Annotated in this window: 10 protein-coding genes; 1 reads left to right on the forward strand and 9 read right to left on the reverse strand. The window is 71.4% G+C overall.

Annotation, left to right across the window (positions count from 1 at the left end; genetic code table 11):
* Positions 1-11 precede the first annotated feature (11 nt).
* The 7 genes from ACZZ98_RS08000 to ACZZ98_RS08030 form a co-directional block, all read right to left on the reverse strand.
* Entirely contained in the window at positions 12-1,034 is a 1,023-nt protein-coding gene (locus ACZZ98_RS08000) for a GNAT family N-acetyltransferase (RefSeq protein WP_463515738.1), read from the reverse strand.
* Positions 1,035-1,036: 2 nt separating this feature from the next.
* Positions 1,037-2,992: a clavaminate synthase Cs1 gene (gene cs1, locus ACZZ98_RS08005; RefSeq protein ID WP_463515739.1), complete on the reverse strand. Its 1,956-nt coding sequence runs from the start codon at positions 2,990-2,992 to the stop codon at positions 1,037-1,039.
* A complete protein-coding gene (locus ACZZ98_RS08010) occupies positions 2,979-4,274 on the reverse strand; it encodes an ATP-grasp domain-containing protein (RefSeq protein WP_463515740.1) in 1,296 nt (431 codons plus the stop codon). The genes cs1 and ACZZ98_RS08010 overlap by 14 nt, the downstream gene beginning before the upstream one ends.
* Entirely contained in the window at positions 4,271-5,737 is a 1,467-nt protein-coding gene (locus tag ACZZ98_RS08015; protein ID WP_463515741.1) for an asparagine synthase-related protein, read from the reverse strand. The genes ACZZ98_RS08010 and ACZZ98_RS08015 overlap by 4 nt, the downstream gene beginning before the upstream one ends.
* Positions 5,738-5,742: 5 nt before the next feature.
* Positions 5,743-7,431, reverse strand: a complete 1,689-nt coding sequence (locus ACZZ98_RS08020; RefSeq protein ID WP_463515742.1) for a thiamine pyrophosphate-binding protein — start codon at positions 7,429-7,431, stop codon at positions 5,743-5,745.
* A 147-nt stretch (positions 7,432-7,578) separates the two neighbouring features.
* Positions 7,579-9,276 (reverse strand): ABC transporter substrate-binding protein, encoded by a 1,698-nt coding sequence (locus ACZZ98_RS08025; RefSeq protein WP_463515743.1) that lies wholly within the window; start codon positions 9,274-9,276, stop codon positions 7,579-7,581.
* 81 nt (positions 9,277-9,357) lie between these two features.
* On the reverse strand, positions 9,358-10,572 hold the full coding sequence (locus ACZZ98_RS08030) for a cytochrome P450 (protein ID WP_463515744.1): 1,215 nt from the start codon (positions 10,570-10,572) through the stop codon (positions 9,358-9,360).
* 172 nt (positions 10,573-10,744) lie between these two features.
* Here ACZZ98_RS08030 and ACZZ98_RS08035 point away from each other — a divergent pair, with 172 nt between their 5' ends.
* On the forward strand, positions 10,745-11,395 hold the full coding sequence (locus ACZZ98_RS08035) for a ScbR family autoregulator-binding transcription factor (protein WP_463515745.1): 651 nt from the start codon (positions 10,745-10,747) through the stop codon (positions 11,393-11,395).
* Positions 11,396-11,494: 99 nt separating this feature from the next.
* On the opposite strand, the gene ACZZ98_RS08040 is transcribed toward ACZZ98_RS08035, so the two are convergent.
* Both ACZZ98_RS08040 and ACZZ98_RS08045 read right to left on the reverse strand, forming a co-directional pair.
* The gene (locus tag ACZZ98_RS08040) at positions 11,495-12,346 is read right to left on the reverse strand and encodes an NAD-dependent epimerase/dehydratase family protein (protein ID WP_463515746.1); all 852 of its coding nucleotides are present in this window, start codon (positions 12,344-12,346) and stop codon (positions 11,495-11,497) included.
* Positions 12,343-13,194, reverse strand: a complete 852-nt coding sequence (locus ACZZ98_RS08045) for a ScbA/BarX family gamma-butyrolactone biosynthesis protein (protein ID WP_463515747.1) — start codon at positions 13,192-13,194, stop codon at positions 12,343-12,345. The genes ACZZ98_RS08040 and ACZZ98_RS08045 overlap by 4 nt, the downstream gene beginning before the upstream one ends.
* Between the last annotated feature and the right edge of the window lie 16 nt (positions 13,195-13,210).

Below are 13,210 nucleotides of genomic sequence, written 5' to 3' on the forward strand. Positions count from 1 at the left end.
CACCCCGCGGCTCATGCGGCGACCCAGCGGGTCCAGCAGGACTGGGGATGCGCCACCGCACCGCGGCTCACCTTGGCGTCCGTGCTGCCCATCCCGACATGGATGGCCTCGACACCGCGTTCGTGCGCCCACTCCAGGGGTGAGTAGAAGAGCACCTCGAAGTACAGCGGGGTGTCGCCCTGCATCTCGTAGTCGAAGCCGGCCCGGTTGCCGAACCACTGCGTCGCCCCCTCACGGGTGTGCTCGACCATCACCCCGAAGCCCGCGACCACACCGTCGCGTGAAGCCGTGGTCACCACCACCTGAGGCCCTTCGAGGAGGCCCTCCAGCACCGACCTGCTCTGGGCGGTCTTCGCGTCGTTGCCGTGCTTGCGCAGAAGGGCGACATCGAGCTCGGCGAGCCGGTCGAGGTCGCACTGGTCCAGCGGCACCAGGTCCAGGACGAAGCCGGCCTCGCGGACCTCCTTGCGGTCGCGCCGGATCCCTCTCCGCCGGGACTGACTGAGCCGGGAGAGGTAGTCGTCGAAGCCTCCTTCGACGGGGAGGATGCAGTAGGGGTCGACCTTGGTCCCGGTGAACCCGGCAGCGGCCAGCTGCGCGCCGAGCGGGTCGTCGTCGCGGACGTGGGGGAAGTAGACGCAGCGGTCGTCGGCGCCCGCTGCCCGGGCCGAGGCCTCGTCGAGGAGCGAACGCAGGGCCGTGGCGTCGTCGGGGCTGCGCAGGAGCGCCCGGGTGTTGCCGAGGTGTCGCCCCCCGCAGGTGAGTGCGGGGAGCGACGCCGAGGCGTCGAGGTCGAGGAGGAGGTCGGGTCGCGCCATCGTCCAGGGACTGTCGGCATCGGTGTCGACGGTCACGAGACCGGCGGCCAGGTCCGGACCGTCGAAGGCACAAGTGAGGTGCAGCCGGTCACCGAGCAGGCGGTGCTGCATACCCAGATAGCTTGTCTGCTGGAACCCGTCCTCGGTCGTGAGCAGAGCGTCCCAACCGGCACGGACCGCGTCCTCGACCGACACCTCCTCGACCCGCAGCGCCACCGTCAGCGCGGGACGAAGGCGACGACGTCGCCCGGGCGCGCCTCGGCGGGCACGAGGTCGCGGGTCCGGATGTACATGCGGTGGAGCCAGCGGTCCTCGCCGTCCCAGCGCGGGGTGAACGGCGTGCGGGCGTGGGTCGTGCGGTAGTTGTCGACGATGAGCAGCTGGCCTGGGTTCAGCTGCACGCTGCGGGTCACCGAGTCGAGGGCGTCGGACAGCTCCTGCAGGGCCTTCGCGTGCGTCTCGTCCTGCGGGGCGAGAAGCTCACGGTCGTATCCGAGGTGCGGGTCCTCGCGGTCGCCGTAGAGCACCTTGACCTGGGCCTGCGGCCCGGGCTCCTCCTCGCCACCGCGGAAGGCGACGTCGAGGTTGCACGGCATCGGGCTGTCGAAGAGCACGTCGATGGCCTCCTGCGACATGAGCGGCAGGGCGTTGCGGATCGAGGCCACGAGGGTCGCGGCCTTGCCCTCGTGGTCGGCGCGCGAGCAGGCGAGCATGACGAAGCGTGGCTGGAGACGGTGGTAGGCCATCTCGGTGTGGAACTCGAGGAGCGTCTCGGAGGTCTCGGACGACAGGTGGTGGGCGTTGGGGGACGGGTAGACGTCGTGGTAGACGGTCCCGGCCCGCAGCTCCTCGTAGCCCGTCGCGAGCCCGAGTCGTCCACCGACCAGCGCCAGCCACGCCTCGCCGGCGATGAGCGGGCGGTCGAGCGGAGCGGGGGTGGACGTCGGGGTGGGCGGCAGGCCACCGTCCTGCGGCAGCCCGGTGAGCAGGAGGTAGCCCTCCTGGTTGCCGTGGTCGCGGAAGGCGTCCAGCTCGCTGGCCAGCTCGTCGGGCAGCTGCTCGGCGCGGTCCACGGCCGTCGCGAGGTAGCCGTCGAGGTCGGCGCGGGGGACGCCGGGCAGCTCCTCGCGCAGGGCGCTGAGGGACGCCTCCGCCGCGGTGAGGTCAACCACGGGAGTGGGGGTCACGGACGTGCTCATGGGGGTTCCTCCTGAGAGTCGGGTGCTGCGTGGTGAGGTGGTGCGGGAGCGGGCGTACTGGAAGAGGAGCTCGGCTCCGATCTCGGCTGCGGCGAGCGAGGTGATGCCCCCCACGTCGTACGGCGGGCAGACCTCCATCACGTCGAGGCCGACGGGCTCCAGCTCGCCGACGACGTGGAGGAGCCGGAGGACCTCCCGGCTCGTCAGGCCGCCCGGTGCGGGGGTGCCGGTGCCGGGCGCGAAGGCGGGGTCGAGGACGTCGATGTCGACCGACACATAGAGCGGGCGGCCACCGAGCTGCTCGGCGATCTCGGCCGCCAGGGCGTCGACCTCGGCCCGGCCCTCGACCTCGTCGGCGCGCACGACGCGGCCGCCGCGGGCGCGGACCCAGTCGAGCGAGTCGGCCGCGGGGTTGTGTCCGCGGATCCCGACCTGGACCAGGGCGCCGGGGGCGATGATGCCCTCGTCGAGGCCGTGGCGGAAGGCCGTGCCGTGGTGGTGCTCCCCGCCGTAGACGGGGGCGTTGGTGTCCGAGTGTGCGTCGAGGTGCAGCACGGCGAGCGGGCCGTGCTTGGCGGCTGCGGCACGCATCGCCGGCAGGGTGAGCGAGTGGTCGCCCCCGAGCATGAGGACGACCCCGTTGTCGGCAACGAGCTGGGTCAGGCTCCGGGTGGCCTCGTCGATGGCCAGTCCCATGTCGAACGGGCTGAGGTCGATGTCGCCGCCGTCGACGACGTCGATGAGGTCGAACACTCCCGGGCCCCGGTCGATGCCGACTCCGTGGAGCAGGCAGGACTCGTGGCGGATCGCGCGCGGGGCGAGGCGGGCTCCCGGGCGATAGCTCGTGCCACCGTCGTAGGGCGCACCCACGACCACGGCGTCCCGGCCCACCGGACCGAGCTCGAGCGGAAGCCGCATGTAGGTGGCGACCTGCGCGTAGCGCGGTGACGACGTGGTCTGCTCACGCGCGTACATGCTCACTCCCCACGAAGCTCAGCTTGGCGGCGGCCGCATCCGCGATGTCCCGCGCGGAGTCGACGTCGTCGGCGGTGGCATACGTGAAGCCGACACAGGAGGAGTTGTCCATCCGGGCCATGAGCTCCTCGCCCTCGTGGACGTGCAGCAGCACCTGGACGGCCGGATCGGCGGCCGCCTCGTCCACTCCCTCGATCCGGCGCAGCGGACCCGTGGCACCCGGGTAGAGCATCCGGACGGCGGCGGCGCCGGTCCACGTGACCGGCTCCACGGCGGGCCGCTCACCGATCGCGAGCAGCCAGGCGTCGAGGATGGGGCTGCGGCCAGTGACGTCCGTGACCAGCATGGTCATGCAGCTCGACGGCGTGCGCGGGTTGGCCTCGATGATCCGCCACCCACGGTCGGTGAGTCGCGCCTCGGTGTGGCAGGGACCGTAGTCGTAGCCGATGCTCGCGAGCGCCCGGCGGACCACGCCGTAGAGCTCGGCGCGCGACTCGTCGGAGAGCGCGACGGGGAAGGTGTGTCCGCACTCGATGTAGTAGGGGTCCCCGAACAGGTCCTTGGACGTCACTCCGTAGACGTGGGTGGTGCCGCCGAAGGACATGGTCTCCACGCTCACCTCGACGCCCTCGACGAACTCCTCGAGGAGGACCTCGCCGGTGCGGGGCTGTCCCCGCAGGCTGCTCGTGAAGCCGGACAGCTCGGCCATGGCCTCGGTCAGCTCGGCGTCGTTGTCGCAGCGCCGCACGCCATAGCTGATGGCCTCGGCGGGCGGCTTGGCGATGACCGGGTAGCCCAGGTCGGCCGCGGCCTCGAGGGCCGTCTCGAGGGAGCCGACGAGGGCCCAACGCAGGTTGCCCTCGTCGTCACCGAAGGCCTCTCTCAACAGCTGCTTGTGGTTGGCGCGCCGCAACGCGTCGGGGTTCGGACCGGGGAGTCCCAGCTGCTGGGCCACCGTCGCCGCGACCTCGGTGTGGTAGTCCGAGAAGGTGGTCACCGCGTCGTGCAGCGGCCGACCGTCGGCGTCCGTCACGGCTTCCCGCACCGCGTCGACGTCACGGGTGTCGACGCGAACCACCTCGTCCACGAGCGCGAGCGGGGCCTCCGACCACGGTCGCCCGTGCGAGTACCAGTCCTCATCGGCGACGAGGAGCGTGATCCGGGCCCCGGCCTCCTGCGCCTGGCGCACGCCGAGGACGTAGGGGTGGTGCAGCATGTGCTCCACGATGGCGATGGACCTGCCCGCCAGGGCGGAGTAGTCGGCCAGGGGCGCCGGGCTCATGCGCTCACCTGCTCGCGGTCGACGATGCCTGCGGTGACCGCGGCCAGGTCGATCTCGGCTGGGTCCTGCGCCTGGACGACGACGAGGTCGAACACGTCCTGCGAGATCTGGGCCTTGGCTGCGTGGATGCGCTCGGAGGGCACTCCCTGGTCGAGGAGCACCTCGGACCAGTGGCTCGTCGTGCCGGAGCCCTCGTGGATGCCCAGCTTGGGGCGCAGCACGGTCTCGGCCGGCAGGAGGTCGCTGAAGGCCTGGCGCAGGACCCACTTGTCGATGCCGTCGCGTCGTTTGAGTCCCGCGGCGAGGGTCACGAGACGCTGGAGGACGGCCCGGTCCCAGTAGGGGTGGCAGGTCCACAGCCCGAGGTGCGTCCCGAGGTTGGGGGACAGCTCGTCGAGCCCGTCGAAGGTTGACAGGTCGTCGACGATGAGCTCCTCCAGGTCCATGTCGGCCAGGCCGCGGTGCATCCCGCCGAGCGGGATGTCCGCGCCGTAGCCGGTCATCACCCTCGAGCCCGCCGGGATCTCGCGGTAGAGGCGTGACAGGGGCAGCATGTACTCGTTGATCGACGGGTCGCAGCACTCGGTGAGGGCGATGACGAAGGGGAGCTCGGCGAGGACCGACGCGACGGTCGTCGAGAACTCCCGGTGCGATGAGCCGAGGTGCGTAGCGACGACGGCCGCCGAGTCGAACTCGTCGGACCGGTCGGTGCCCATCGTCACGGTGGACACACCACCGAGGTGCTGCTTCACCGTGGCCGCCACGGCGCTGGAGTCGATGCCACCCGAGAGCACGGTGGTCATCTCGTCGCGGGCCTGCCAGCGCACCGCGTCCTCGATGACGGCGCGCACCTGGGCCACGGCCTCGTCGGGGTCGACGGTCTCGCGGTGGGCCGGGACGTTCCAGGTGTCCTGGAACCGCCCGACCCCTCGCGCCTGGAGGGTGACGCACGTGCCGGCTCGCAGCCGGCGGACGCCCCTGAGCCCCGGCACCTCGTCGGTGCCGAGGATCGGGCGTCCGCGCTCGCTCAGGCCCGCGAGGACCTTGGCCTCGGTCGCGACCTCGATGACGCCGTCCCACGTGTGCACCATGTAGAGCGGGACGGTGCCGGCGTGGTCACCGCTCACGGTGATGTGGGACTGCGAGGTGTGGACCACGACGGCGGCGAACCGACCGGAGAGCTGGCTGAAGGCCCAGGGCCCCAGGTCGCGGTAGAGGCGCAGGACGGCCTCGGGGCCGTCACTGTCCTTGACCTCTCCGACGAGCAGGACCGTGAGGTCCCCGGAGCTCACCACCGCGGCCTGGGGAGAGGAGCCGATGACCGTCGCCTCGACCCGCCAACCGGGGGCGTCGGCAAGACACACCGAGTCCTCGGTGGCCCGGGCACTGAGCCGGGAGGTCCCGTGGCCGCCGCCCGTGCTGAGATGGCACGAGACGGCAGGCGGGATCGGGGATCGGGTCATCGCGCTCACACGTCCAGGGCGCCGAAGTCCCCGCCGGAGAAGTCATAGGCGATGGGGACCTCGATGAGATAGGGACGACGGGCTTCCTTGGCCTTGCGCAGCGCGGTCGCGAGATCCGCCCGGCTGCTCACGTGCTCGCCGTCGACGCCGTTGGCCTGGGCCAGGGCGACGAAGTCGACCGTGCTGAAGCCGACGGCCGGGTCGTGCGACTTGCCGTGACCGAGGTTCTGGTAGAGCTCGATCAGGCCGTTGCGGTCGTTGTTGACCACGACCATGACGATCGGCAGGTTGAGCCGCGCAACCGTCTCGAGGTCGGCGCTGTTGGAGTGGAACCCGCCGTCACCGGCGATGAGGAAGACCGGCTCCTCGGGGCGGGCGATCTGGGCGCCCATCGCGGCGGGCAGGCCGTAGCCGAAGCTCGAGCACCCGGCGCTGGTGAGGAAGCCGTAGGGCTGGTCGGCGCGGGCGAACAGGACGCCGAAGTGGCGGAAGTAGCCGATGTCGCTGACGATCGTGCCCTCGCCCTGGCTGACGCTGTTGATCGTGTCCATCACCTGGTGGACCCGCATCCCGTCCTCGTACTCCTTGGGGTCGGAGAGGAACTCGCGGACGCGAGCGCGCAGCGGCTCGATGTCGTGCGGGGTGTTGTTCAGCTCACCGGCGTTGGCCAGGGCGTACTGCAGGAAGGACCGGGGGTCCACGATGATGTCGACGTCGGGGGTGAGCACCCGGGGGATCGGGTTGACGGTCGGCGAGATGCGCACGACCTTCTTGGGCTGGCCGTGGTCCCACATGGAGGGGCGCAGGTCCTCGGCGTAGTCGTAGCCCAGCGCCACGATGACGTCGGCGGGGCCGAAGAGGGTGTCCAGGGCCGGGAAGTCGAGGATCCCGTCCATGTAGCCGCTCACGGCGCCGTAGGTCATCGGGTGGTCCTGCGGGAGGACGCCCTTGGCGACGTAGGTGGTGATGACGGGGATCTGGTGGCGCTCGACGAACTCGCGGAGCAGCTCGACGGCCTCGGCGCGGATGGTGGCCGTGCCGACGACGAGGACCGGGTGCTTGGCCTCGCGCAGGAGCTGGATGGCCGCGTCCGCCTCCGCACGCCAGTCGGGGTCCTGCAGGCCACGGACGCCGGCGATGACGGGGGCCTCGGTGGGCTTGTCGGACACGCCGGAGGCGAGGAGGTCGACGGGCAGGCTGATGAAGCTCGGGCCCACGGGCTCGACCATCGATGCCGAGACCGCGCTGTCGACGAGGTCGGTGATGTCGTCGCCGCGCTCGAGCTGGCCGCACCACTTGGTGAGCGGAGCCATCATGCCGACGGAGTCGAGGCACTGGTGGGTGACGTTGGGGAAGAGGTCGTGCGACTCGGACTGGGCCGCCATCGCGATGACCGGGCTGCGGTCGAGGGCGGAGGTGGCGACGCCGGTGGAGAGGTTCGTCATCCCGGGTCCGAGCGTGGCGAAGCATGCCTGCGGCCGGTTGGTGATCCGGGCGACGACGTCGGCCATGACGCCGGCGCTGAACTCGTGGCGCACGAGGACGAACTCCAGCCCGGGCGTCTCGTCGAACAGGATCGCGGCGGCCTCACGACCGACGATCCCGAACACGCGCTCCACTCCGTGCTCGTGAAGTCGTTTGAGCAGGGCGGAGGCCACGGTGGTGGTGGCCTTCGTGGCGACGGTCTTGTGCATCAGGGGTCTCCTTGGGGAAAAGGGGCTGGATCGGACGTGCTCGCAAAGGTGTTGGTCCCACCGTCGCCCTGTGAGGGCGGGGCCGCTACGGCTGGCCCTCGGTGGGCATAGCCGCGATCGCTGAGGGCATAAGGCCCGCACGCGGGATCAGTCGGTGGCACCGCAGCTGACGTAGTCGTACATGCCGAAGCTGCCCGCGACGTAGACGTTGGTGGCCCTGGGGCCGCGGTAGAGCAGGGAGCGCGGGTAGAGGTACGGGACGATGACGGCGTGGTCCATGACGAGCCGGTCGATGTCCCGCCAGACCCGTTCGCGCTCGACCGCGTCGAGGGACTCGGCGCCGGCGTCGAGGAGCTCGTTGACGACCGGGTCGTCGAGCTCGCCCATGTTCTGGTTGCCCTTGCTCTTGATCGCCCGCCCGTCGACGATCTGCTGGAAGAACCCGTAACCATCGGGGAAGTCCGCGCCCCAGCCGAACATCACGATCCCGATGCCCTGTTCGCGCAGGAACTGCGGGCTGCCCGCCTGGTGCTCGAAGTAGCCGCCTGAGGTGAAGCCCTGGACCTCCGCGTCGATCCCGACGCGGGCGAGACCGCGTGAGAGGGCCTGGGCGGCGAGCCATTCCTTGCGTCGGTCGGTGCGCGCAGCGATCTTGGTGCGAAAACCGTCGGGTATGCCGGCCAGCGCCAGTTCTCGGCGCGCGGCTTCGAGATCTCCGGTCGCGTCCTCACCCACGGGGTAGCGGTCGGTGTCGGCATAGCCCTCGATGGTCGGTGGGAGCACCGTGGTGGCGATGTCGCCGCACAACGGACCGCCGTAGGCCTCCTGCATCGCCGCCTTGTCGGTGGCGTAGTGGACGGCCCGGCGGGCGTGCACGTTGTCCATCGGGGCCACCGAGCTCGCGAGGCAGTAGATCCAGGTGAACCCCTGGAGGGGGTTGTCGAGGAGGTCCTTGAGCGCGGGGTCGTCGAGGACGCGGGGCATGGACTCGGGCTGGAGACCGAAGCCCGCGAGGTCGATCTCGGCCTCGCCGGCGAGGAGCATTTCGTCGACCTCGAGCGGTTCGCGGCCGAGGAGCACCTCGATGCTGGAGGCCGCCCGCCGCCGGACCGAGTCGGTGGCCTCGTCCCAGTGCGGGTTCGGGACGAGGACGAGCCGGCTGCCCGGCTCGTAGGACTCGATCCGGTAGGGCCCGGTCGCGACCGGCGCGCGACCGTATGCCGATCCGGTGTCCGCCGACCGCGGCACCGGGGTGCAGCTCGGCAGGGTCATGACCTTGTCGAAGGCGGCGAACGGCCGGCGGAGCGTGAAGACGATGGTGCGGTCGTCAGGGACGGCGATGCCGGGTGCGTGACCGTCGGGGTCGGCATACGGTCCGTCCCAGTCCCCCTCGAGCAGGTTGCGCAGGTACATCGGACCGGCGCCGAGGACGTCGAGTCCGTAGTTGCTCCGCTCGATGGCGTAGCGGACGTCGTGCGCGGTCACCGGGCTGCCGTCCTCGAAGCGCAGGCCCTCTCGGAGGCGGTAGGTCCAGGTGCGCCCGCCGTCCTCAGTGACTCCCAACCCCTCCGCGAGGTCAGGGACGACCTCGCGCCCGGGCGCCCCGGAGGCTGCGGCGAACGTCGTCATCGTGCGACCGAGGAGTCGCAGGAAGTTCCAGGAGTAGCCGTAGTACGTGTTGCCGAAGTCGAGGGAGTCGAAGTCGTCGGTCCGCACGTAGCGCAGGGTGCCCCGGCTCCCGGTCGTGGGGTTGACGGGCCCGGTGAGGGCGGCGTTGAAACACACAGCGTTGGGGGACGCCGCGTTGGAGGATGCAGCGTTGGAGGATGCGGCGTTGAGGGACATCGATGGCGCTCGCTTTCGGCGGTCGCACCGTCGAGGTCGACGGCGACCGGTGGGAGGTGGCGGGGCGGGTGGAGGTCAGGGTCAGGAGGGCTGGAGGCGCACGGGCAGGGCGTCGAGGCCATAGCTCGAGGCCGTGTGGCGGAACGACAGCTCGGAGGCCGGGGTGGCGAGCGTCGCCTCGGGGAAGCGCGTCACGAAGCGGTGGAGGCACTCCTCCACCTCGACCTTGGCCAGCCACTGGCCGAGGCACTGGTGCGCACCGTGACCGAACGCGAGATGGCGCCGCGCGTCGCGGTCCGGGTCGAGGGCGTCCGGACCGGCGAAGACGTCCTCGTCGCGGTTGCCGGCACCGATGGCGAAGACCACGCCCTCGCCCGCTCGGATGGTCGTGCCGTCGACGTCGATGTCCTCGAGGGCCGCTCTGGTGAGGCCGAACTGGACGATCGTGTGGAAGCGCAGCAGCTCGTCGACGACGGCCACGAGACCGGGGCCGCCCGCGCGCACGGCGGCACGCGTCGGGGCGTCGTCGAGCATGGACATGAGACTCAGGGCGAGCTGGCTGGCCGTCGTCCCGTGGCCGGCGACGAGGACGAGCCGACACATGGGAACGACGTCCTGGCGTTCTATGTGCCCCGGCAGCATCTGCTCGTGGACGATCGCGGAGATGAGGTCCTCGCGGGGCTCGGTGATCCGCTTCTCGACCTCCCCGTCGAGGAAGGCGTCGAGCTCCTCACGGGCGGCGCGGACCTCGTCCATCGTCCGGTTGCGGTCGATGAGGCGGGCGCTGCGGTCCTCGAAGAACTCCTGGTCCTCCTCGGCGATGCCCAGGACCTTCGCGATCACGGAGGCGGGCAGCGGAGAGGCGACGGCTGGGACGAGGTCGGCCTCGGTGGCACCGTCCAGGGCGTCGAGGCGCTGGTTGACGAGGTCGCCCACGACGCCCCGCAGGGCCTCGGCGTCGACCGGGCGGAACCGGTTGCTGAGCATCGTGCGCAGGTGGGCGTGCTCGGGCTGGTCCATGCGGATGAAGGACGCCGAACGGGGCTCGTTGCGCAGGACCTTGGAGGCGGCGGTCATCATCGGGAACCCCGGAGATGCCGGGTTGGACGAGAGCCGGCGGTCCTTGAGCAGGGTGCGGGTCAGGGCGTGGGAGGTGATTATCCACGCCTCCGACCCGTCCCAGAGGACTGCCTTCGCCAGCTCGCCGGAGAGCCCTGAGAGGGCACCGGGAGGATCGAGCGGGTTGTCGCGGGGGGCTGGGTAGGGGATGTGCGGGCACGTGGCCGAACTCGTCACGGCACACTCCTTTCGCTGCGCCGAACCTGCCACGACCTGCTCGCCCGACGGCGACCTCTGCCATCCCTGCGCATGACCCATCCGGTCGGTGCATAACCTCTACGATGAGCGCAGGCTGTGGGCGGGGGGAAACGATGCCGCGGCCGATTCGGACCAGGACCAAAGGAGCACCGTGCCGCAGCAACAGCGCGCGATCGACACTCGCCGCAATGCCCTCTATGGGGCTGCCGCAGTCATAGACCGCCGCGGCTACGAGGCCGCCACCATCGCCGAGATGGTGCAGGAGAGCAACATCACCAAGGGCGCCCTCTACTTCCACTTCTCGTCCAAGGAGGCGGTCGCCGAGGCGATCGTCGCCGAGCAGGGCGAGTGGCTCAGCCAGCACCTGGTCGACGGCGACGCGCCCGTCCAGTCGATCGTGGACCTCTCCTACAGCTTCGTCGACGCGCTCCGCAATGACCCGCTCATGCGTGCCAGCATCCGGATGACGATCGACCGGGCGGCTCAGCCCGAGGCCATCGCCCGCGGCTACGGCGCGTGGATCTCGACGGTCGAGTCGCTGCTGCGCAAGGCGCGTCGCGCGGGTTCGCTCCAGAGCACGGTGCGCCCGTCCGCCTGCGCCTACTCCCTCACCTCGGCGATGACCGGGCTGCAGCTCACGAGCGACGCCCTCACCGGACGCTCGGACCTACCCGACCGGGCGGAGCAGTTCTGGCGCCTGGTCATCCCGGCCATCGTGCGCCCCGAGCTGGTGGCCGACCTCGACCTCCGGCCCCCCGCCCGTCGGACCCGGCGCGCCCGCAAGGCGACCGCCAAGGTCTAGCCGGCGTGTCGCGTCCCGAAGTCACCCCATTGGACGGTGGGGGACGGACGAGGGCGGACGGCATACGACGAGGTATGCCGGTTGGGCGGGCTCACAGGTCTAGCCGCCTTGGGCGGCCGCGTACCAGCGACGACCGGCGGCGCTGACGAGCGGGCCCTCGGGCTCCCAGCCCACGAGGTCCCAGGCCAGGTCCGAGTCCACCCAGCGGTCGGTGTGCAGCATCGACCGCACGTGCTCCGGCACCTGGGTGCCCCCTGCCGGGAGGGCGTATGCCGCGTCGGCCAGGAGGTCGGCCAGCTCGACCGGCTGACGCCGGGAGGCGTGCAGGACGGGAGGGATGTCGGCGAGCAGGGTCAGGGAGACGACGAGCCGGGCGAGGTCGTCGACGTCGACGACCCCGATCCGCGCCGTGGGGTCGCGATCCTCGGCAGCGGCGGCGGCCGCCGCGGCCGGGACCGCCCAGCGGTCGCCTCGACCCACGACGATCATGGGCCGCAGGACCGTGGCGCCGGCGGCCAGCGCCGCGGCCTCGCCCACTGCCCGGCTCGCACTGAGCGCCGAGTCCGGCGCCGGGACGACCTCACCCTCGGCCCCGCCGCGCAGTGGTCCCCGTCCATAGACCGCGGCCGTCCCGATCTCGAGGCACCGGGCACCGACCCGCGCCGCCGCTCGCGCCGCCGCCCCCGGTCCGGTCTCGTTGACCGAGAGGTCGGGCCCGGAGCCGATGACGTGCGCGGCGTTGACGACGACGTCGACGCCCGCGAGGAGGGCCGCGAGCGCGTCCTCGTCACGGACGTCCACCTCCGGCACCGTCGCCGACGGGGAGGTGGCGGACCCGAGCCGGTGCACCGGGAGGACCTGTCCGATCCGGTCGTCGGCAGCGGCGAACGCGCTCAACGCGGAGCCGATGAAGCCGCGGGCACCCAGCACGGCCACGCAGGGACCGCTCATGGCGCGACGGTCACCTCGACGCGTGCCCCCACCGTGCCTCCCTGGCTGACCGTGACCACGAGCGACCCCTCCTCGGTCTCGGCGCGGACGACGGTCGGGGCGTCCACCTCCATGAAGGCACCGAAGTCGGCGTCCATCGAGACGACCGCGCCGGCCCCGGTCGTGAGGATCGCTGCCTGCCGGGCTGCCTCGAAGAGCAGCATGCCGGGGACGTGGTCGCAGGGGTGGTCGAAGAGGGTGGGGTGGGTGGTGTCGATCCGCAGGTCCCACGGCCCGCTCGCAGGCCCGACGAGCACGACGTCCTGGGGTCGGGTCCTGCTGATGGCCTCGCACGGGATGCTCGCCAGGGAGTCGACCCGGACACCGGGCTCGGTGCGGCCCTGGCGCAGGTGGGCATAGACCGGGGGCGGGAGCACTATGACGACGCCGGTCCCGCGCAGGAGGTCGCGCTCGGCGTCGGCGATGGTGACCTCGAGGTCGTGGCGACCCGCTCGTCCCGTCGGTGTCATGGACAGCGAGACCTGCAGGTCGAGGGGACGGTCCCCGATGGCCGGCGCCTCGCCGGCCCACTCGAAGCCCATCCGCTTCATGACGAACTGGTCGGCGCTCTCCGCCAGCCCCGTGGCGTGGAGGGCGGCGAGCACGACCTGGCGGAACGTCTCGGCCGCGACGAGCAGGCAGTACCTGTCATCACCGGCGTCGAAGTAGGGGTGGTGCCGGGGCCACTGCGCAGCGGCCGTCACGGCAGCCGGACCGTCATGCTGCAGGTCGGTGACGAAGACCTCGGCGACGCTCCATCGGTGCACGAGCTGGCGGTCCAGCGTGGTCGTGTACGTCAGGGGGGGCACGGGGAAAACCATACTC

Source organism: Knoellia sp. AC549 (assembly GCF_979258975.1).

Excerpts from the sequence above, each read along its gene's own strand:
- cs1 (WP_463515739.1), bottom strand. The coding sequence starts at position 2,992 with ATGTACGCGCGTGAGCAGACCACGTCGTCACCGCGCTACGCGCAGGTC.
- ACZZ98_RS08010 (WP_463515740.1), bottom strand. The coding sequence starts at position 4,274 with ATGAGCCCGGCGCCCCTGGCCGACTACTCCGCCCTGGCGGGCAGGTCC.
- ACZZ98_RS08015 (WP_463515741.1), bottom strand. The coding sequence starts at position 5,737 with ATGACCCGATCCCCGATCCCGCCTGCCGTCTCGTGCCATCTCAGCACG.
- ACZZ98_RS08020 (WP_463515742.1), bottom strand. The coding sequence starts at position 7,431 with ATGCACAAGACCGTCGCCACGAAGGCCACCACCACCGTGGCCTCCGCC.
- ACZZ98_RS08025 (WP_463515743.1), bottom strand. The coding sequence starts at position 9,276 with ATGTCCCTCAACGCCGCATCCTCCAACGCTGCATCCTCCAACGCGGCG.
- ACZZ98_RS08040 (WP_463515746.1), bottom strand. The coding sequence starts at position 12,346 with ATGAGCGGTCCCTGCGTGGCCGTGCTGGGTGCCCGCGGCTTCATCGGC.